At 59.0% G+C, this 20,540-nt stretch carries 21 protein-coding genes and 1 pseudogene; 7 read left to right on the top strand and 15 right to left on the bottom strand.

All coding sequences use genetic code 11. The annotated features are described in order from the left end of the window. The first annotated feature begins 60 nt into the window (after window positions 1–60). Window positions 61–405: a copper-binding protein gene (locus tag P8H27_RS12300; protein WP_289637863.1), complete on the top strand. Its 345-nt coding sequence runs from the start codon at window positions 61–63 to the stop codon at window positions 403–405. Between the two features lie 433 nt (window positions 406–838). On the opposite strand, the gene P8H27_RS12305 is transcribed toward P8H27_RS12300, so the two are convergent. The 11 genes from P8H27_RS12305 to P8H27_RS12355 form a co-directional block, all read right to left on the bottom strand. Then, entirely contained in the window at window positions 839–1,006 is a 168-nt protein-coding gene (locus P8H27_RS12305) for a hypothetical protein (RefSeq protein ID WP_289637864.1), read from the bottom strand. Window positions 1,007–1,106: 100 nt separating this feature from the next. After that, window positions 1,107–2,012, bottom strand: coding sequence for a ribose-phosphate diphosphokinase (locus P8H27_RS12310; RefSeq protein ID WP_289637865.1), 906 nt, complete (start codon window positions 2,010–2,012; stop codon window positions 1,107–1,109). Then, window positions 2,005–3,519: a thymidine phosphorylase family protein gene (locus tag P8H27_RS12315; RefSeq protein ID WP_289637866.1), complete on the bottom strand. Its 1,515-nt coding sequence runs from the start codon at window positions 3,517–3,519 to the stop codon at window positions 2,005–2,007. Before P8H27_RS12315 ends, P8H27_RS12310 begins: the two co-directional genes overlap by 8 nt. Before the next feature lie 12 nt (window positions 3,520–3,531). Further along, a complete protein-coding gene (locus tag P8H27_RS12320; RefSeq protein ID WP_289637867.1) occupies window positions 3,532–3,900 on the bottom strand; it encodes a cation transporter in 369 nt (122 codons plus the stop codon). A 192-nt stretch (window positions 3,901–4,092) separates the two neighbouring features. Further along, window positions 4,093–4,410 (bottom strand): heavy-metal-associated domain-containing protein, encoded by a 318-nt coding sequence (locus P8H27_RS12325; protein ID WP_289637868.1) that lies wholly within the window; start codon window positions 4,408–4,410, stop codon window positions 4,093–4,095. Window positions 4,411–4,454: 44 nt separating this feature from the next. Continuing rightward, window positions 4,455–4,775 carry a hypothetical protein gene (locus P8H27_RS12330; RefSeq protein ID WP_289637869.1) on the bottom strand — a complete coding sequence of 107 codons (321 nt, stop codon included), beginning with the start codon at window positions 4,773–4,775 and terminating at the stop codon, window positions 4,455–4,457. A gap of 10 nt (window positions 4,776–4,785) precedes the next feature. Continuing rightward, complete coding sequence (locus P8H27_RS12335; RefSeq protein ID WP_289637870.1) at window positions 4,786–5,442, bottom strand: isoprenylcysteine carboxylmethyltransferase family protein; 657 nt, start codon at window positions 5,440–5,442, stop codon at window positions 4,786–4,788. Window positions 5,443–5,453: 11 nt separating this feature from the next. Then, window positions 5,454–5,774: a DUF2933 domain-containing protein gene (locus P8H27_RS12340; protein ID WP_289637871.1), complete on the bottom strand. Its 321-nt coding sequence runs from the start codon at window positions 5,772–5,774 to the stop codon at window positions 5,454–5,456. Window positions 5,775–5,818: 44 nt separating this feature from the next. Further along, entirely contained in the window at window positions 5,819–6,172 is a 354-nt protein-coding gene (locus P8H27_RS12345) for a cupredoxin domain-containing protein (protein WP_289637872.1), read from the bottom strand. Between the two features lie 27 nt (window positions 6,173–6,199). Beyond that, the gene (locus tag P8H27_RS12350; RefSeq protein ID WP_289638004.1) at window positions 6,200–8,434 is read right to left on the bottom strand and encodes a heavy metal translocating P-type ATPase; all 2,235 of its coding nucleotides are present in this window, start codon (window positions 8,432–8,434) and stop codon (window positions 6,200–6,202) included. A 135-nt stretch (window positions 8,435–8,569) separates the two neighbouring features. After that, window positions 8,570–9,085, bottom strand: coding sequence for a MerR family transcriptional regulator (locus tag P8H27_RS12355; protein ID WP_289637873.1), 516 nt, complete (start codon window positions 9,083–9,085; stop codon window positions 8,570–8,572). 312 nt (window positions 9,086–9,397) lie between these two features. Between P8H27_RS12355 and P8H27_RS12360 the strand changes: the two are divergent. The 3 genes and pseudogenes from P8H27_RS12360 to P8H27_RS12370 form a co-directional block, all read left to right on the top strand. Continuing rightward, a pseudogene (locus tag P8H27_RS12360) lies at window positions 9,398–9,481 on the top strand (DNA-binding response regulator); the annotation flags it as partial. 679 nt (window positions 9,482–10,160) lie between these two features. After that, window positions 10,161–11,750 (top strand): ABC-F family ATPase, encoded by a 1,590-nt coding sequence (locus P8H27_RS12365; RefSeq protein WP_289637874.1) that lies wholly within the window; start codon window positions 10,161–10,163, stop codon window positions 11,748–11,750. 423 nt (window positions 11,751–12,173) lie between these two features. Continuing rightward, the gene (locus tag P8H27_RS12370; RefSeq protein WP_289637875.1) at window positions 12,174–12,527 is read left to right on the top strand and encodes an MmcQ/YjbR family DNA-binding protein; all 354 of its coding nucleotides are present in this window, start codon (window positions 12,174–12,176) and stop codon (window positions 12,525–12,527) included. A gap of 4 nt (window positions 12,528–12,531) precedes the next feature. Here P8H27_RS12370 and P8H27_RS12375 read toward each other — a convergent pair whose 3' ends face one another. The 3 genes from P8H27_RS12375 to P8H27_RS12385 all read right to left on the bottom strand — a co-directional run bounded on the left by P8H27_RS12375 (window position 12,532) and on the right by P8H27_RS12385 (window position 15,156). Beyond that, the gene (locus tag P8H27_RS12375; protein WP_289637876.1) at window positions 12,532–13,230 is read right to left on the bottom strand and encodes a cold shock and DUF1294 domain-containing protein; all 699 of its coding nucleotides are present in this window, start codon (window positions 13,228–13,230) and stop codon (window positions 12,532–12,534) included. A gap of 40 nt (window positions 13,231–13,270) precedes the next feature. Next, the gene (locus P8H27_RS12380) at window positions 13,271–14,239 is read right to left on the bottom strand and encodes an alpha/beta fold hydrolase (protein ID WP_289637877.1); all 969 of its coding nucleotides are present in this window, start codon (window positions 14,237–14,239) and stop codon (window positions 13,271–13,273) included. An 86-nt stretch (window positions 14,240–14,325) separates the two neighbouring features. Next, complete coding sequence (locus P8H27_RS12385; RefSeq protein ID WP_289638005.1) at window positions 14,326–15,156, bottom strand: undecaprenyl-diphosphate phosphatase; 831 nt, start codon at window positions 15,154–15,156, stop codon at window positions 14,326–14,328. Between the two features lie 330 nt (window positions 15,157–15,486). Here P8H27_RS12385 and P8H27_RS12390 point away from each other — a divergent pair, with 330 nt between their 5' ends. After that, the gene (locus tag P8H27_RS12390; protein WP_289637878.1) at window positions 15,487–17,121 is read left to right on the top strand and encodes a methyl-accepting chemotaxis protein; all 1,635 of its coding nucleotides are present in this window, start codon (window positions 15,487–15,489) and stop codon (window positions 17,119–17,121) included. A 7-nt stretch (window positions 17,122–17,128) separates the two neighbouring features. After that, window positions 17,129–17,743, top strand: coding sequence for a hypothetical protein (locus tag P8H27_RS12395; protein ID WP_289637879.1), 615 nt, complete (start codon window positions 17,129–17,131; stop codon window positions 17,741–17,743). Window positions 17,744–17,823: 80 nt separating this feature from the next. On the opposite strand, the gene P8H27_RS12400 is transcribed toward P8H27_RS12395, so the two are convergent. Next, window positions 17,824–18,291: a DUF3429 domain-containing protein gene (locus P8H27_RS12400; RefSeq protein ID WP_289637880.1), complete on the bottom strand. Its 468-nt coding sequence runs from the start codon at window positions 18,289–18,291 to the stop codon at window positions 17,824–17,826. A gap of 316 nt (window positions 18,292–18,607) precedes the next feature. On the opposite strand from P8H27_RS12400, the gene P8H27_RS12405 reads away from it, so the two are divergent. Next, the gene (locus tag P8H27_RS12405; protein WP_289637881.1) at window positions 18,608–20,482 is read left to right on the top strand and encodes a di-heme-cytochrome C peroxidase; all 1,875 of its coding nucleotides are present in this window, start codon (window positions 18,608–18,610) and stop codon (window positions 20,480–20,482) included. Window positions 20,483–20,540 lie beyond the last annotated feature (58 nt).

The following is a 20,540-nucleotide window of genomic DNA, read 5'->3' on the forward strand; positions in this document are numbered from 1 at the left end:
GCTGATGCGGCGGCGGCAAACCCGTAATTCCACAACCAACCCAGCAGAAGGAAATCTCGTATGAAATACGTTCTCGTAAGCGCCTTAGCCGTCGCACTCAGCCAGTCGGTCTTCGCCGCAGACATGCCCAAGGACACAATGCCGATGAAGGGGATGACAATGGAGCAACAAGCAACCACGCCCGCATCCGCCCAAGCCACTGGCACGATCAAGGCGATAAATATGCAAAAGAGCACTGTGACTATCGCGCACGGGGACATTCCTGCGCTGAAGTGGCCAGCCATGACCATGGGCTTCAAGGCGACGCCTGAGCAATTGGAGGCGCTGCGCGTCGGCGAACAGGTGGAGTTCGAGTTCAACAGCGAAGGCATGCCGACGATCCTCTCGATCAAACCCCTGAAGTAATACCGGTAGGAAAGGCTGGCTCGCTGTGCGCTGTCTGTTCTCGAGCCGGCCTTACAAGACACTGCATTCACTGGGCAGAGATCGAACCGTTGCTGTGCTTGCCATCCTCCTGAGTGCTCCTTTGGTTTGCTGGATGGCCCTCGGCGCCTGAGTCAGGCGCCATTTTTACGCTGCCGGCACTCGGCAACGACTGCAGTAAGTGAATGCAGCGGGTTCGCGACTCCCTCTTGCCCTCCCAGGGGAAACGCTTTGGCATTGACTCTACACCGCGCGATTGCGCTCGGCTTATGTCCGTTTTCATCATCCCGCCTGCGCTGACGCGCAGATCAGCCGCCAACATGGGCGCGGAGGACGGCCAGCAGCTGTCCATTCCCCGTCGGGGCTGGCCATCTACCGCCTGCACCCAGCCAAGCCGAGAGGGAGCCGCGCGCCATTACATATCGTCCAACCGGTTGCCCGCGTGGCTCATCCGCTGTGCTTCATGGGTTTCCAGTTGCGGCAATTGCGCCAGCAGCTCCTTACAGGTTGAGGTCGGGGCGCGATCATGCAGGTGTTGGAACGACTCGACAATCTGGCTTTGCTCGGCCAGCAGCGCTTCCATAATTTGTGCCGGGCTCAGCTCAGCGAAAGGCTTATCGCAATGAGCATAGCGCTCGATGGGGCGCCTTTGACTGTTTCGGTCCCACCCAGGAAGATGATTTTCATAGCGTCCTCTCGACCATAAGCTGCAAACACTCATTGATGGGGGCCAGCAGCAGTTCACTGATATCCACGCCGTTGGAGGCGTGGGGAATGGTATTGCTGGTCACCAGGGCTTGCAGACCGGCCGCCAGCAGTAACTGGTCGCTGTGATCGGCAAATATGCCGTGCACGGCCGCGCATTGAATCCGCTCGAACTGCTGGGCCTGCAGCGCGGCGATACAGTGCAATAGGGTCTGGCCAGTGGAAATCACATCGTCGATGATCACCGCACTGCGCCCCTGGTACGGACTCAGATCCGCCAGGCTGACAATCACCTGGCGATCGCCCAGGCGCTGTTTTTCGCCAATCACGTAGGGATGCCCGCTCGCGGCTGCGATGCTCGCTACCCACTGCTCGCTTTCCGCATCGGGCCCCACCAGCAATAGCTCGTGTTGACCGCCCAGCCAACGCGCCAACGCCGACGCACCTTGCACCACCCGGCTCGGCACCGAGTAGATTTCGTCCAGCGAATGGTAGCGATGCAGGTGCGGATCTACGCTAACCAGCCAATCCATATGGCGTGACAGGCTTTTGGCAAAAAGCCGCGACGTCACGGCCTCACCGTCGACGAAACGCCGGTCTTGGCGCATGTAACTCAGGTAGGGCGCCACCAATCCCACCGAGGCGGCGCCCAGTTCGCGCAGGGTGTCGAGCAGGAACAGCAGCGGCAGGTACTTATCATTGGGCTGGGCCAGGTTGGCCAGCACCAGGCAATGACGACCTGCAACCGGACTGCGGATCTGCACATACGACTCACCGTCGGGAAAGTCGCGGCGGCTCAGCTCGCCGTACTCGGCGCCCAGCTTGCCACCCAGGAGCGTGGTCAGCGGATGCTCTTCAAGGCTGAACAGCAGAGGTTTATTCATGTCCCCCTCCCAACTGGAAAATATCGGCATTGCTTTGGTAGTAGTCCAGGGCGTAATCGCGCTCTCCCCGGCTGTCGCTATAGAGACTACAGAGCGCGCCCCCGGCCTCCAGGGTGTCGCCCACGCGGGCGTGCAGGCGCAAACCGGCCGCCGCACTGAAAGGGGCACCGGCCAGCTTGGCCAGGCGTGCCAGCTTGCGGCAGTCGATGGCCGTGAGCCGGCCAGCCTCCGGGCTGCTGATGACGACTTCGAAAGCCGCTTCCGGCAGGCTTTTACGGCCACCCTGGGCATCGAGAATGCGCTCGAATTGCGCCAGTGCTCGGCCCGTGTCCAGCAATGCGGTCGCCTTATGCAAGGCCGCCGACACACCGCAGTCCTCGGCCAGATCCAACAGGTTGGCGGCCAGCCACAGCGCCCGCTCGCGTAGATCCGCCGGGGCATCGGCCTTGCGCTGGAGTACGGCCAATAGATCCCTGGCTTCCTGCGCCGGCCCAATCCCTCTGCCAATGGGTTGGCTGCCGTCGCTGAGCAGACAGCGAATGTGCAGGCCGCAGGCTTCGCCTACTTGGCTAAACAGACCGGCCAGCCGATCCGCGGCGGGCCGAGTACGTACCTTGGCGGTGGGGCCTACGGGAATATCGATGATGGCGTGAGTGGAGCCGGCCGCAATTTTCTTGGACAGCACCGAGGCGATCAGTTGACCCTCACCGTCCAGATCGAGTGCGCGCTCGATGCGAATCAGCAGATCATCGGCAGGGCTCAGATTCACCGCCCCGCCCCAGGCCAGACAGCCACCGGTCTCGGTCACCACCCGCTGAATATCCGCGAGTTGCAGATTGACGTCGCACAGGGTCTCCATGGTGTCGGCCGTGCCCGCCGGCGAGGTAATTGCCCGAGACGACGTTTTCGGCATTGGGTAGCCGGCAGCAGTCACAATCGCCACCAACAACGGCGTGGTACGGTTGCCAGGCAGGCCGCCAATGCAATGTTTGTCGAAAACCCGCTCATGACCAGGCCAACTGAGGCGCTGGCCGCATGCCACCATGGCGCGGGTCAAGCCGATGATTTCATCCAGACTCATACGCGAGCCGGCACACACACTCAGAAAACTGGCGATCTCGATGTCGCTGTAGCGGTGGGCGCTGATGTCGCCGATGATCTCGGCAAACTCCGCTTCACCGAGGCCGTGGCCATAGATTTTTTTGCGCACCGCGCCAAGCGAGTTGAGCACCGGTGCATGGGTAATGCTGACAGGGCTGCCCACGGGCAGACCGAGGCGTGCCAGAGCCACTTTGGAAAGACCGACTTCACCAGGCGCCAACACTCGATCATCCACCACGTTCAAACTGGCAATCAATTCGTGCGCACCGGCCTTTACCAACACCCTGTTGCTGGCCGAAAAACCTTCGGAGCGGCATACGTGGCAATCACCGCGCATGTACAGCACGGGTTCCTGGTGAGTGTCGATACCCATGTCCACCAGAATTAACGGGGCGTTAGCGTCCATCGTCATCTCCAGTTAAGGCTTGCGCTTTGTCCCGGGCGGCGTTTGATGGCAACTCCAGGGCTGGTGCGCGGCGTTGTCTTTGATGTTCTGATCGACAAACCGGTAGTGCCCCTCCTTGAAATGCGTCCACCAACCGTGACCCACCTCAATCTCGAACTTGCTCAACACCTCCTCGACGCAGTCGATGCCGACACGCGAAGCATCGTAGGCCAGGTTCAGCACCTGTGATTGCTCGTCGAAAGACACGCCATCCAAGCCGTAAATGTTGTCGATTTCTTTAATCGCGTCCTCAACGCGCCCCAGGTTCTGAGGTGCAAGCTTGAGGTGACGCACGACCAAATTGGTTTCTGAAACGCCCAGACGATGCTTGCTTTCGCTCATCACTTATCTCCCATTGGACTCAATACGTATGACTTGTATGTATTCGGCTGACAGAGACCACGGGCAAGTCGAGGCGCGCCAGCGGCAGTTTGGCCTGCCGCGTCGATCTCCCCGCCCCAAGGGTTACCGGGGCGTAACCGCCTACCCCATTCCCGTGAGCAACCATGCCTGGCAATACGCTGCCTACAGTTTTCATGAGCAACAGCAGCCGCCTTTGCTCTTGCCACTGCCGCTACCACAATGCCCACCCTGAGCTGGAGCGGGTGCAGGTTCGGCATTGGCGCGAGCCGAGTAGCCGGCAGCCACGACTGCCGGGACGAGATCGGCCGCGCTGACATAAGCCGGATCGTAGGTGACAGTCGCTTGCCCCGCATCCAGCGAAACGGCGGCTGATTGCACGCCGTGCACCTGTATGAGTGCTTTTTCCACAGCGCTCACGCAGCTGCCACAGTGCATACCATCGATCTTGATAATCAAAGTTTTCATTGCTTTGCCCTCAGTCTCTTTCACGTCATTAGTTCCATCGCTGCAGGCAGCCCGCTGGTCGTCAACTTTTAGTCATGGGCATGGTCAGCCTGACTGTTACTTGTCGCGCCCATCGGCATCATCATGTTCATATGAGCCTCCATTTCATTCATGCCTTTTTCCATCAGCGCCTGGCGGTTCTCCGCATTTGTTTCTTGCTTTATTTCAGTCATCGTTTTTTTCATCAGATGCATGTGCTCATGCATTTTCATCATCTGTGCCTGATCCATCATCATGCCACCAGACATGCCTTCGCTTGGCACGCTATTGCCATGCTGATGATCCTCGTTGGCAACTACGGGGGTAGTTAGCGCGGCGGTGATAACGATGCCAGCAATTAATTTTCTCATAACGGTCTCCTCAGACTTTATCGGCGTTGGGTAGAAGGTTTTTGATAGTGGGAATCCAGACCGGAGTGTTGTGCATATATATGCGGTATTCGTCGCCAAACTCGGCTAGCGCCATTTGCTCTTCACGCTTGGCCAGTCGCACATACACCACTACCAATATGGGGAACATCACCAGCGTGGGCAGCGTCGGCCACTGCAATAAAAAGCCGAACATAATCATGATAAAAGCGATGTATTGCGGGTGACGGCAGCGGGCATACCAACCAGTGCTGGCCAGTGATCGGGTTTGTTGGGCCTTGTGTAATACCGCCCACGCCGAGGCGAGCATAAAAAACCCCAGGACGATGACCACGTTGCTGGCAATATGCAGCGGATCCCAGTGAGCGTTACCCTCGAAGCCCAAAAGGGTATGCCACAGATGGCCGTTTTCATGGGAAAGGAAATCCACCCCCGGATATTTATCAGTCAGCCAGCCCGACAGAAAATAGATACTCAGTGGAAAGCCATACATTTCGGTGAACAGCGCGACCACAAATGCGGAGAATGCGCCCAGGCTGCGCCAATCGGCCTTGGTTTGCGGCTTGGTAAAACTGAACGCAAAAAAAATGAAAATAGCGGAATTTATTATGACTAAAGTCCAGAGACCATAAGCGGATTCATTGTGCATGACCTGGTTCCTTAGTGTTGATGGTGGTCAGACTGGTGCTTGCCGGCATCCAGCCCGCGTTGATAGGCGGCGCGCTCGGCATCACTGGCGCCGGACATGGCCTCGGGCGTATCTGCGCCGCCCTGCCCCTTCTCGCCATGACCTCCGTGCCCGCCATGCCCTCCGTGCATAAAGATATGCATCAACGGGCATAGCAAAATGATCAAGAACGGCAGAAATGCAAACACATGCTGGCGATGCTCCATCAGCAGAAAATAACTGACCGCTCCAATCAGACCCAGCGCCGCTAGCCCAGTAGGCGACCACCAGAAAGAACTTTTACCGTTACTCATATTCCGCCTCCACCTTAAAAGAACAATCCGGGCCAACCAGCGCCTTACTTCACATGCAAGGCGCCGCGGTACATTTGCATTTGGCAATGAAAGGCATAGTCGCCGGCATCCAGTGCTGGCAGAGCAACTTGTGTGGGTTTGTTCAGCGGCAGGGTTTCGCTGATATCCAAATCAGGCCACAACACTACTTCGGCACAGGGTGTTGCATCCTTGCGCAAGAACGTAAGAATGGTCGGGGTATGGGCCGGCAATTGAATGTTGGTCGGTGTATAGCCGCCATTTTCCACGACAACCAGCAAACCTTGCTCGCCCAGAGCAACTTCCTTCGGCTTATACAGCCAGAACCACCAGATAATCAGGGCAATCAGGGCCAGCCCTGCAATATTTATTAGCCACATGATGAAATTCCTCGTGCTATATGACAGTTAATGTTCCTGCGCCTTGAACAGGCGCAAGCGATTGGCATTGGTCACTACGGTGACGGAGGAAAATGCCATGGCAGCGCCAGCGATGACGGGATTCATCAGCACGCCTAGCACCGGAAACAACACACCGGCCGCTACCGGCACGCCGGCCACGTTGTAAATAAAGGCACCAAACAGGTTTTGCTTGATATTGCGCAGGGTGGCCTTGCTCACTGCAATCGCATCGGCCAGGCCATGCAACGACCCACGCATCAGGGTGATATCCGCGCTTTCAATCGCCACATCGGTACCCGTGCCGATGGCAAAGCCCACATTGGCCAGCGCCAACGCCGGTGCATCGTTGATGCCATCACCGGTCATGCCGACAATTTCATTCTGCATCTGCAGTTCGGCGACTTTGCTGGCCTTGTCTGCGGGCTGAACTTCGGCGAAAAATTCGCTAATGCCCACCTTTTCCGCCACGGCTTTGGCGGTGGCGCGGTTGTCGCCAGTGAGCATGATCACGCGAATGCCGTTCTTCTGCAGACGTTTGATCGCCGCAACGGAATCCTCCTTGATGGGGTCGGCCACCGCGATGATGGCGGCAAACCGGCCGTCCACCGCAAAATACATGGGCGTTTTGGCTTCACTGGCTAGGCGCTGGGCCGCTTCAATGAATTCACTGATATCGATACCGCGCTCGCGCATCAGTTTTTCATTGCCGAACAGCAACGCCTGGCCGGCGACCCGTGCTTCTACACCTTGACCGGCGATGGCATTGAACGACTCAACCTTGTCGACGGTTAAGTTGCGCTCCTTGGCCGATTCAACGATGGCCATCGCCAGCGGATGTTCTGATCCGGACTCCACACTGGCCGCCAGTTGCAGCACCTGTTCCTGGTTAAAATCGGTCTGGGTCACAATGTCGGTCACCTTGGGCGAGCCCAGGGTGATGGTGCCGGTCTTATCCAGAATCATGGCGGTGATCTTCGACGCGGTTTGCAGCGCCTCACCGTTGCGGATCAGGACACCCGCCTCAGCCGCTTTACCCACACCCACCATCACCGACATCGGCGTAGCCAGACCGAGTGCGCAGGGGCAGGCAATAATCAGCACCGTCGTGGCCGAGACTATGGCAAAAGCAATGGCCGGTTCCGGCCCGAAGTTGAGCCAAGCCAGCGCACTCAGCACCGCGATGATCATCACCACCGGCACAAAGTAGGCCGAGATGACATCGGCCAGGCGCCCGATGGGCGGTTTGGAGTTTTGCGCACGCTTGACCATGTTGATGATCTGCGCCAGCGCCGTGTCTTTGCCCACCCGAGTGGCCTTGAACACGAGGGTGCCGGTTTTATTCAGGGTACCGGCCGCCAGCTTGTCGCCAGTGGATTTTTCCACCGGCATCGGTTCGCCGGTGAGCATGGATTCATCCACGGCGGTGTGGCCTTCCTGCACCTCACCGTCCACCGGGATTTTTTCACCGGGGCGCACGCGCACCAAATCGTTGAGCAACACCTGCTCGATGGCGATGTCCAGCTCTTCGCCGTCGCGAACCACCCGTGCGGTTTTGGCCTGCAAGCCAATCAGGCGCTTGATCGCTTCACTGGTGCGGCCGCGCGCTTTCAGCTCCAGCGCCAGACCCAGATCGATCAGGCCGATGATGATGGCGGTGGCTTCGAAGTAGACATGCCGCGCCATTAGCGGCACTGCTTCCGGGGCGAACACCACCACCATGGAGTAGAGCCATGCCGTGCCCGTACCCAGGGCAATCAGGGTGTCCATGTTGGCCGAGTGGTTTTTAAAGGATTGCCAGGCTCCTACGTAAAAGTGACGGCCGGACACAATCATCACCGCCAGCGTCAGCAGCCCCACCACCAGCCAGACGACACGCTCGACAGTGGTGGTCACCGTCATCTCGCCCACCACCAGGCTGTAGATCATCAGCGGCACACCCAGTGCCAGCGCGATCCAGGTTTTGCGCATCAGTTTTTGGTAATAGGCCAAGTCGGCTTGTTCTTTTTCATCGAGCGCATCGCTTTCCGACTCACTGGCCATATTTTTGGCGTTGTAGCCGGCCTGTTCCACCGCTTTCACCAACGACTCGGTGGCCGCACTGCCCTGTACCTGTACCGTGCGGTTGGCGAAGTTCATTTCTGCCGTTTGCACGCCAGGCACGGCCATGAGCGCCTTTTCAATTTTGCCCACACAGCTGGCGCAGCCCGCACCTTCAATAACCAGGGTTTGACTGCTCGCAATAGCGCTCGCTTGATTTTCGGCAGCTGCCGGATGGCCGTGATCGGGAAAAGCCGGGGGACTGTGAGTCATGGTTGGATCCTTATTACCGAGGTCAGAATTAGCCGCGCGGGGGCGCCTGCAAGCTGAATCGGGGCTTCACAAGGTAAAGTCTTCGATCAGATGGCAGATGCTGTTGCCGCTGGGCAGCCGATCCGGCTTGCTGCCCCACTCGTCGAGTGCCGCGAACATGCGCTTGCGCAGTTTTTGCATATCGTCAAACCGTTGCGTAGTTTCCTGCAGACGCAGGGCAATCAGGTGACGCACCGTGGGGCAGGCGCTTTTGCCTCCGTCGGCCTCAATCAGTATTTGCCCGATATCGGCCACAGAAAAACCCAGTTGCCGTGCACTTAAAATAAAGCGGAGGCGCTGCTCGTCGTGCTCGCGATATGACTTATAACCATTGCTTTGGTCTTTGCTGGGCGTTACAAAACCGGCGCGGGTGTAATAGCGAATAGTGTCGGCGCTAACCCCGAGTTTTTTGGCTAACTCGTTAACACGCATCGTCATTTCCCCACTGAATATTGCGATGGAATAACTGTTGGCCATTTCGACAGACTGCATTTGATGCAGATCAATCTGCCGCGTCAAACCTAGGACTAGTTCGGCACTCATCGCCTTTTTACACCTGCGTGTAACACACAGGTCAAGCACCGGACTCACTGCAAATAGGCACTTTGGCACGATGCCGCGGTGTGTACAGCACCATCCAAAACAATCGGTTTGGCCTCCAGCCCGAAAAGCTGTAGTCGGCCCCCCTTGAGCTTTTCCATGCGAAGGCCTAACGCTCACCCCTGTGCTCAGGGTTACAGCATAGGCAACTCTTCCTTACATGAGCCTTAAACCAAGATTACATTTCTGTAAGTTTCAGATTGAGGTAATCGATTCGCCCATGCTTTAGGGCATACACAGTCTGGAACTCGCCGCATGAAACTTCTGCCGGCCGAAGATAAAGGCAAAACCGGAACTTACTTACAGCACCGTCTCGGTGAGGCTGGGTTCAATGTAGATTGAGTACTGAGCGGCACTTCGGCACTGCTCGCACGGGTCAGCACCCAGCACGGACCGTGCGACAACCTCATCGCCTTCCCGCTCGCTGCCGGCGTGCTCTGGCCGCTGACCCTGAGTCCTGAAATCGCCGCATTGTCGATGTCCGGCGGCATCGTGCGGATTGCCATCAACCCTCTGTTGCTCAAGGGGCTGCACCTGTCGGGCAATCGCGCCAGGCAAGGTAGAGGAACGAACGCAGACCGACCGTGCCCCTTACGTGCCCCCCAATAATCGAGCACTTCGATCTCTTTGCTTCGCCATAACCTATGCCGAACGGCGTCTGCAGGGTGTCGGTTGCGCCAGGGAGACGCCATCCGTGTTCCCACCCTCGAAGAGGCAGGAACATGCCAAGGAGACCTCCAACGTGCACCACCAATGGCGTCCTCCCCCGAAGACCGTGGATATCGCCACAGGCCTCCGTATAACTGCCGTCACACCTATGCGACAATATGCGTAATGTCCGGCCTCAATCCCGCATTTATTGCCCAACAACTGGGTCACAGCGTGCAAATGCTGCTCTCGACCTATGCCCGTTGGCTCAACTCAAGCTCCGATTGGAGCGAGCTGGAAAACTGCAGATTGGTATCAAATCGGTATCAGACGAATCCAGACCGCTCTACGTTATTGATAGGAAAGACCCTTGATCTCCACCGCTAACATCACCATGCAATTCGGGGCAAAACCCCTGTTCGAGAACGTTTCCGTCAAGTTTGGCGGCGGCAATCGCTACGGCCTGATTGGCGCCAACGGTTGCGGCAAGTCGACCTTTATGAAGATTCTCGGTGGCGACTTGGAGTCCAGCGGTGGCCAGGTGATGCTGGAACCGAACGTGCGCCTGGGCAAGCTGCGCCAGGATCAGTTCGCCTACGAAGACTTCAATGTGATCGACACCGTGATCATGGGTCACGAAGAACTCTGGGCGGTCAAAGCCGAGCGCGACCGCATCTACTCGCTGGCGGAGATGACCGAAGAAGACGGCATGGCGGTGGCCGAACTGGAAACCGAATTTGCCGAGATGGACGGCTACACCGCCGAATCACGTGCCGGCGAACTGCTGCTCGGCCTGGGCATTCCGCTGGCCCAGCATTTCGGCCCGATGAGCGAAGTCGCGCCGGGCTGGAAACTGCGCGTGCTGCTGGCCCAGGCGCTGTTCTCCGACCCGGAAGTGCTGCTGCTCGACGAGCCGACCAACCACCTGGACATCAACACCATCCGCTGGCTGGAAAACATTCTCACGGCACGCAACAGCACCATGATCATCATTTCCCACGACCGCCACTTCCTCAACAGCGTGTGCACCCACATGGCGGATCTGGACTACGGCGAGCTGCGCCTGTTCCCCGGCAACTACGACGAGTACATGACCGCGGCCACTCAGTCGCGCGAGCAACTGCTGTCGGACAACGCCAAGAAGAAGGCCCAGATCAGCGAACTGCAGTCCTTCGTCAGCCGCTTCTCGGCCAACGCCTCGAAAGCCAAGCAGGCCACCTCGCGCGCCAAGCAGATCGACAAGATCCAGTTGGCCGAGGTCAAGCCATCGAGCCGGATCAGCCCGTTCATCCGCTTCGAGCAGACCAAGAAGCTGCACCGCCAGGCCGTGATCGTCGACAACTTGGCCAAGGGCTTCGACGGCAAGCCGCTGTTCAAGAACTTCAGCTTCACCGTCGAGGCCGGCGAGCGCGTGGCCATCATCGGCCCCAACGGCATCGGCAAGACCACCCTGCTGCGCACCCTGGTCGGCGAACTGTACCCGGACGCCGGCACGGTCAAATGGACCGAAAGCGCCGAGCTGGGCTACTACGCCCAGGATCACGCCTCCGACTTCGAAGACGAGAGCAACCTGTTCGACTGGATGGGCCGCTGGACCCAGGGCGGCGAGCAGCTGGTGCGCGGCACCCTGGGGCGCATGCTGTTCTCCAACGACGAGATCCTCAAGTCGGTGCGGGTGATTTCCGGTGGCGAGCAGGGCCGCATGCTGTTCGGCAAACTGATCCTGCAGAAACCCAACGTGCTGGTGATGGACGAACCGACCAACCACCTCGACATGGAGTCGATCGAGGCGCTCAACCTGGCGCTGGAAAACTACCCGGGCACGCTGATCTTCGTCAGCCACGACCGCGAGTTCGTCGGCTCCCTGGCCACGCGCATCATCGAACTGTCGGACAGCGGCGTGACCGACTTCAGCGGCAGCTACGACGACTACCTGCGCAGCCAGGGCGTAATCGTCTGATCCATCAAGGCGGCTTAACCCACCCGCAGATCCCGGACAGGTGCCGGATCGAGGCCGGCCTGGCTCGCCCCGCCCGATAAACAAGCCCGCGCAATGAGCGCGGGCTTGTTTATTTCAGCCGCCGGTCGAGCATACGCGGACAGCTCGCGGGCCGGCTGCTCGGCCGTCCGCATGGCAAGTGACATTGGCAAATCTCCATCGGGGCTGAAAGTTGTGCCGCCACTCTGCTAGCTTAGCTAGGAGGCTGTCCGAGAACAGACTGACCTATTGCGGAAAGCCGGGCGGGGTCATTGTTTGCCCGCGCTGGATAGAGTGGCTATTCGTCGCGAAAGCACGCAAAAACCGCCGCAATCCAGACGTCCCTCACTACAACCGCTATTCCCGAATAGCCTCCTAGAGAACTCGTGACAAGGCTCAATGCCAATGAAACAACAAGAAATAGCCACTTTTTGCCTGCAATTACCCGGCGCCCGCGAAGATTTCAAGTGGGGCAACAACCAGGTGTTTTCCGTGGCGGGCAACAAGATGTTCGCCATACTCAACTTTCTCGGCCATGAGCTGGCGTTCAAGGTCGACAGCGATCTGTTCCTCGGTTATGTCGACCGCCCCGGCATTCGTCCGGCGCCCTATCTGGCGCGTGCGCACTGGATCAGCATGAGCTGTACCCAGCCCCCCATCGGCGATGCCGAACTGTGGCAACTGCTGACCCGCTCTCACCAATTGGTGGTGCGCAGGCTGCCCAAGCGCCTGCAAGCAGGTCTGCTACTCGACCTTTGATGCTCTAGAATGGCAGGCGCAGCACAGCGCTGAGGTAGGCGCCGTCCAGCAGCAACCAGTCAACCCAGAACGCTTGGTGCGCCGCGACAATCGCCCAAAACCCTAGTTGATAGGAGAGCTTGCGCGTTTTATGCCGCCAGCGCTGTTGGGCCAGCAAGGCACCGGGCCACCCACCCAGCAATTCGAGCAGGTGCAAACTGTTCTCCGGAATGCGCCTGTGGCCGTTCATCGCAGAGGCCTTGTCCAGCCAGTACTGCCCGAAACTGATCGAGCTGGCGGCGGCATATGCCAGCAGCGCCCAGATAAAGTCCGAACTCACCAGCAGCTGCAACGCGCCGAACAACGGCAGGCCACACAATGCGGCAAACAGCAGCCACTTCAGGCCAAGGTGCTGAACTCCACGCCTGGCCTGTGCCCGCATGGATTTTCGGCCCTGCGTGTGGGCAGACCTGACGGCTCGTGGCTTACGCCGGATTGCCGGCCGATCCAGGGACAGGTCGCCCGCCAGGCGAATATGCTCGGCGCGCACACGCCCTTGTTGATCCTTGCCGGCGCTATACAGCACCTGGTCTCCGGCCACGGGGCGGCGGTCGCCCCGCAGCGCCGAGATATGGGCAAATACCTCGCTGCCGCCCTGCTCCGGTTGGATAAAACCGAAGCCTTTATCATCGTCCCAATTGCGTAACAGCCCGCGCTGCTCCATGACGGCCAGTTCCTAACTGAAGGTTCGCATTCTAGCTGGCTCAAGCGGCGTAGTGACGGCCGAGAAACCCAAACAATAGCCGATTCACCCGCGCCGCCTGCTCGTTCTGGATCCAGTGGCCGCAATCGCTCAACAGATGCTGTTCCAGGTTCGCCACGCGCTTGGGCATCTGCTTGAGGGTGTAGGCTTCCAGGGTACCGAGCGGATCCTTGTCGCCGAGCAGGAACAACGCCGGTTGCTCGATGCGCTGGCCGGCCAAGGCCTCGCTGCGCTGCCAGTTGCGCTCGAAATTGCGATACCAGTTGAGCGCACCCTGGAAGCCGCGCCCGGCAAAGGTCTGCACGTATTGGTTAAATGCCTGAGCATCGCACCAGCTCGGCAACGCCCCCGGATCTTGCATGCCGTCGAACAACCCGGCGCCGGCGGGTTTCTCCTGGAGAAAGAAGTCCTTGGGCACGGCGGCCGAGGTGTTGTGCATCATCATGCGCAGGGTGCGCGGGATATCGGCGTCCATTTCCTGCTCGGCAACGCCCGGTTGCTGAAAGTGCAGAATGTAATGAAAGCGCCCGGCATAATGTTCGCGCATCATGTCGATCGCCGGCCGTCTGGGGCGGCCAGCAAAGGGCACCGCCATGCCAATTACCGCCTTGACCCGCTGCGGTTCCAATAGGGCCAGGTGCCAGGCGACCGGCGCGCCCCAATCGTGGCCGACCACGCACACCTCGCTGTGCCCGAGCGCATCCATGGCCGCCTGGATATCGCCGCACAGGGTCATCAGGTCATAAGCCGCCGGATCTCGGGGCGCGCTGCTTTGCCCATAGCCGCGCATTTCCGGGATCAACACCCGGTAACCGGCCGCCGCCAGTGGGTCGATCTGCTGACGCCAGGAGTGCCAACATTCGGGAAAACCGTGCAGCAACCACAGCGGACGGCCATCCGCGGGGCCTGCGCTGTAGAGGCTGAGGGTAATGCCGTTGACGTCGAGCAGTTGCTGTTCCGGCGCAGCCATACCACCTCCATAAGCAGGCTTCACTATGACAAAGGCGCGCCAAGCAGCGCGCCTTTTATCCATCCGCCGAATACAGCCTTACAGGCTCAACCTTGCGCAGTACTCCAGTCGATCAGATGCAGCTGCCAAGTCGCCAGAATCAGCAAACCGAAACCGATGCGGTACCAGGCGAAGAGCGCATAACTGTGATTGCCAATGAACTTGAGCAGTGCGCGCACGGCAATCATGGCAAAGATGAACGAGGTCACGAAGCCGATGGCGAACACCGGCAGATCTGCTGGCCGAAACAGATCGCGGTACTTGTAGCCGGAGTACACCGCGGCACCGACCATGGTCGGCATCGCCAGAAAGAAGGAGAACTCGGTAGCGGCCTTGCGCGACAGACCAAACAGCAGGCCGCCGATAATAGTCGCTCCGGAGCGCGAGGTGCCCGGGATCATCGCCAAACATTGCGCGAAGCCGATTTTCAAGGCATCCGTCCAATGCATGTCGTCTACGCGTTCGGCATGAACCACATGGTCACGCCGCTCGGCCCAGAGCATGACCATGCCCCCCACTATCAGCGCCGCAGCGACGGTAATGGGGTTGAACAGGTATTGATGAATCAGGTCGGCAAAGCTCACCCCGAGAAGTACCGCGGGCATGAAGGCAATTAGCAGGTTACTGGTAAAACGTTGCGCCTCACGCTCCTTTGGCAATCCGACCAGCACCTCGATGATCTTGCGCCGAAACTCCCAGACCACCGCCAGGATTGCGCCCAACTGGATGATGATATTGAAAGCCATCGCCCGCTCACCGGCAAAATCGATGAGATCCGCGACTATGATCTGATGGCCCGTACTGGAAATCGGCAAAAACTCGGTAATGCCCTCAACAACGCCCAAAATCAACGCCTGCATGGCGATCCAAAGATCCATCAACACTCCTAAGGCGCGCGGCATGTACCGCACATACATATATGAATAGCCAACCACAACGCTTGAGCGGCTGTCAGACTCAAGCTCTGCGCTATGGTTCCAGTAGCGCAAAAAAAAATTGGCCAACCCTCAGGTTTTCGCTCCGGGGGCCGAAATGCTATCAGAGACACGCACCTATTGCTGTATCAGAGCCTACTCATGCGTACCCGCGTGAGCATCGGCGCCCAACGTCTTGATCCAATTAGCGAATGGTCTAGAACAACAAGTGTCGCATTCCGTATATAAGGAACGCGTCCCGAACCCCAGAACTAGCACCGAGAGAGCCTTTCTATGAACAGCCTACGCAGCCTGCCCATCAGTCGTCGCTTATGGCTTATTCTGGTTGTCGCCATCCTCATGTTGTCCATATTCGGCGCCTTGATGCTGCAACAGATCCATCGCGGCCTGTATGCCGCCAAAGAAGAGAAGATCCAGCACGTGGTTCAGAGCGCAGCTGGCATTCTCGCCCATTACCACGGCCTCGAGACCGCCGCTACGCTCAGCCGCGAAGAGGCGCAGAAGCAGGCCATGGACGTGATTCGCGGCCTGCGCTACGCCGGCCAGGAGTATTTCTGGATCAATGACCAGACCCCTACCGTGCTCATGCATCCAACCAACCCGAAACTCGAAGGGCAGAATGTTTCCGGCCTCAAGGATGCGGACGGCAAGGAACTGTTCAATGAAATGGTGCAGATCAGCAAAACCAAGGGCTCCGGTCTGGTCAATTATCGCTGGCCCAAGCCAGGTTCGAGCGATCCGATAGCCAAGGTTTCCTACGTTAGCCTGTTCCAACCCTGGGGCTGGATCATCGGCACTGGGGTATACGTCAATGACGTGCAGGAGGAGTTTCAGGCGCAAGCCTTGCGCGCGCTCGGTATCGGCATTGCCATCGCCCTGTTGATGACCCTGTTGGTCACCCTGATCTCGCGCAGCATTGCCCGGCCGCTGCAGGAGGCAGTCGACGCCATGGCCAATATTGCCAGCGGCGAAGGCGATCTTACCAACGCTCTGGATACTGGCGGCAATGACGAACTGACCACCCTGGCTGGGCACTTCAATACCTTTACCGAAAAATTGCGCCACGTGATCCGCCAGTCACTCGACTCTGCCGGCGCACTCGATCAAGCCGCCCGCTCGCTCGACGGCATTGCCCGCGAGGCCCAGCAGCATGGCCAGCAGCAATCCCAGCAGATGGAGCTCGTGGCCACCGCGATCAACCAGGTAACCTATGGCGTACAAGACGTCGCGAAAAATGCCGAGCATGCGTCGACCGAGGTGCATGCCGCCGAAGCCCAGGCGAGCCAGGGCCAGCAAAACATCGACGCCAGCCTGCGCCAGGTCGGCCAACTGTCCGGCACTATCGATCAGGCGGTGGAGGTGATTCAAAAGCTGGCACTGGAAAGCACCCAGATCGGCAGCGTTTTGGAGGTGATTCGCTCGATTGCCGAACAGACCAACCTGCTCGCCCTCAATGCGGCGATTGAAGCCGCCCGCGCCGGTGAACAAGGCCGCGGTTTTGCCGTGGTCGCCGACGAAGTGCGCCTGCTGGCTCAACGCACCCAGCAATCGACCGCCGAGATTCAGGGTATGATCGAGCGCCTGCAAGGCAACTCCGAAGCCGCGGTGAAAGTTATTAACGAAAGCAGCCGCGCGTCACAACTCACCGTCGAGCAAGCCAGCCAGGCCGGTGAGAGCCTGGGGCAAATCGCCCAATCGCTGCGCAACCTGACCGGTTTGAATGCCTCGATTGCCAGTGCCACACTGCAACAGTCGCAGGTAGTCGAAGATATCAACCAGAATGTCACCCAGGCTGCCGGTTTAGCGCACAGCAATGCCCTGGCAGCTGAACAATCCAGCGAGGCCAGCCAACGCCTGGGGCAACTGGCTGAGCAGCTCAATCGAGTGCTGGGCCAGTTTCGCGTATGAGGGATGAATGAGCGGCATGGAACATCAGGAAGTCGATCTCGACCGACCACAGAACCAGGATTTGATCTGGGATCTGGACAGCATGGCCCGGCGCGAGCTGGCCGAGCGCTTTATCAAGTTGTTCGAGAATCGACTGTGCGTCTACTCCGACTCAGTGCGTCAGCTCTACACCAATTACAACCTGCACTTCCCCCACGATCATGCGCGCAAAATGGTGGTGTTACCCAATCCCTATGCCTTCCATGACACCCTGCACGGCATCGAGGCGCACGCCGTGCGCAGAACCGGACTCTGCGTACTGCCGGGTGTCGTATTGGGGAAACCAGGCCTGCTGTTAACCACCCAGATAAAAGACGCTGGCCCAACGCCGAAAACCATGCCGTTCAAACGGGCGCTGGCACAGATCATCAGCAATCAGAAGAAAGCCGGCGACGTCTTTCTACCGATCATGATGAAAGGCGATTTGCGCGAGTTCGATCAACAGATGCCTTATATCCATCTGCATCGCCTGCAGGTGAGCCGCCTCACCCGGCTCTCCAGCTTCGAGCGCGACGACATCCAGCAGAGCATCACCCGCAAGCTGCTGATGCTCTACCGCCAAGCCGACAACCTGGACTGCTAGCGCATGATCGCCCCGCATATCGATCGCCGGCTCGACATCAGCCGAGCCAGCCCCACGGCGATCCGGCTGTCGGGCTCACCTCATGCGACTAATACACTGGCCCAGGCCAATAGCAAGCAGAGTGAGACGACCACGGTTAGCGGCATACGCAAGCTCGCATACCAGCGTGGCGCCAGCCCCAGCTTGGCGGCGTGCAGATCGGCAAAATAAAGACCTATAAACGCGATCAGGAGCGTCGGCAAGGCCACTCCCATCGGCATCCCGGCGGAAATGGCCAGCCAACCGAACAATGGCGGAATCACCGACAACCCTAACTGAATCTGTGCCTGCTCATCGGTCTCCTCGGCACGCATCGCCAGGCCCCAGTGGATAGCCCCCATAAAAGCCAGGGTTAAGGCTGCAAAATCCAGCAAGGCCTCCAGCACGAAGGGCCGCCAACCCAATGGAATAACCCAGATTCCCAGCGCGCCGCTGACAAAGGGTAACAACCCGGCATAACCGAGCAAAATGGCCAACCGTGGTGGCTCTTCGGCCTCAAAGGGGTGCATCGCCTACTCCTGTCTCTCGGTTTAAACCACACCAGCCTGCTACTGATCCACGTATTGAGCAAAGACCCTATACAAAGCTATGTCCCAGTTACGTGCTGCATGCAGGGTAGCGCTTTTGTCGCAGCGGATTTATCCGCGAATGTCGCGGCTGCAACCGCGCCTCCAGGTAGAGCCTCTGGCCTCGGCATGTTTGCAAGGGTTAACGGGGTAGATAACCGACGAGGCCCACCTGGGAAAGAATCGGTAAGGGCCGCTTGCCATCAGCCGCGCACCTTGGCATAAGATCAGAGAATAAAACCCAACAAGGATGTGTCTGATGCGCATGCTCCGTGTCGCCCTCTATGGGGTTCTACTGGTTCTGCTCGCGGGCGTGGCCGGCGGCTTGTATTTGATCGCCTACCCCAATCTACCTCTTTACCAGAAACCGGAGAAACTCCACTACCTCGATCAGTGGAGTGACGAACAACGCCAGACCTATTACTACACGCCTCAGGGCACCCAAGTTAAAGGCTTGCGTTACGACTGGTTCAGCGCCCTTGAGTTGCCCCTGAGCAGAGACAAATTCGCCGCGCCGGATTACCTCGCCCGCTTTGGCTTTCTGGTCGAGCCAGATCAACAGCCCACAGAACGTAATCCTGCCAATCTGCCGGCTGGTTTTACCCGCCATGAGGATAACAAGACGTCCACCCATTACCTGGATATAAGCTGCGCGGCCTGCCATACCGGCGAGTTGCGCTACCAGGGCCAGGCTGTGCGGATCGACGGTGGTGCAGCGCTGCATTCCCTCGCCTCAACCGTGCCAACCCTGAGAGGCGGCAGCTTTGGCCAGTCACTCGGCATGAGCATGGCCTTCACCTATTACAACCCCTTTAAATTCAGGCGTTTTGCCAAGGCCGTACTCGGCGAACACGATGCGCAAGGGCGCGATCAACTGCGCCAAGACTTCAAGGTCGTGCTCGATCGCCTGCTCGGTACGGCATTCAACGACTGGCATCGCGGCCTCTACCCAACCGAGGAAGGTTTTGGCCGCACCGATGCCTTTGGCCGCATCGCCAACAGCGTCTTCGGTGACGCCATCGACGCCAGTAACTACCGGGTCGCCAATGCCCCCGTCAGCTACCCGCACGTCTGGGACATCTGGAAGTTCGACTGGGTCCAATGGAACGGCTCAGCCATGCAGCCCATGGCGCGCAATGTCGGCGAAGCACTCGGCGTCGGGGCGACGCTGCAGCTACTGCAAGCCGACGGACATCCCGTGCCGGAAGCCGAACGCTACTCATCCAGCGTACGCCTGCGCGATCTGTACACCCTGGAAGAAACCCTCAGACAACTGAAGCCGCCGACTTGGCCGGAGCAGATATTCGGCAAGATCGACCTGCCATTGGCCAGCCAAGGCCGCGCCCTGTACACCGAGAACTGCGCCTACTGCCACGCCCCCGACCCCAGACCGCGCGCCGAACGCCTGGCGCCAGCTCGCGACCCCGAATGGCATATGCGCATCGTGCCGACCCACATCATAGGCACGGATCCGACCGCTGCCGACAACATCGCCGATCATCGCTTCGATATCAGCAAACTGGGCTGGACAACAACCGAACTCAATAAACTGGATGTTCGCCTCATTGGCGCCTCCCTGGACGACATCGATCCACGGAGCATCTCCAGTGCCAAGGGTCTGGCCTACCTCACCGCCTACGTCGAAAACCGCGCCTACCGGGACGCCGGGATCCAGCCTCGCGAACGCTGGCGCATGGACGGTTACGGCCTGCCCATCGGCGTACAGGAAAAACGCGGCTATAAGGCCCGGCCACTGCACGGCATCTGGGCCACACCACCGTTCTTGCACAACGGTTCGATTCCCACCTTGTTCCAACTGCTGTCGCCCATGTCAGAGCGACAAGCCGAGTTCTGGGTCGGTGGCTTCGAGTACGACCCCAAACATATTGGTTTCAACAGCGAGAAGTTCCCAGGCGGTTTTTTATTCAAGACCGACATCACCGGCAACCACAACCGCGGCCACGAGTTTCGTGACGGCTGTCGCCAAGGGGGGGTGATCGGTCGTGCGCTGCAACCCGAAGAGCGCTGGGCACTGCTCGAATACCTCAAGGTATTGGGCAACCCGGAGTTCGAAGCCCAACTCGAACCGGTCAAAGCCAAGCCCTGGAACCCTGGCCCCAAGTGCCCGGAATAACCCGTCACAACCGACAGAACCGCCCGCGGCGATAGTTGCCGGCAGGAATAACCATCAC

This window comes from Pseudomonas sp. sp1636, from assembly GCF_030376615.1.
Taxonomy (GTDB): domain Bacteria; phylum Pseudomonadota; class Gammaproteobacteria; order Pseudomonadales; family Pseudomonadaceae; genus Aquipseudomonas.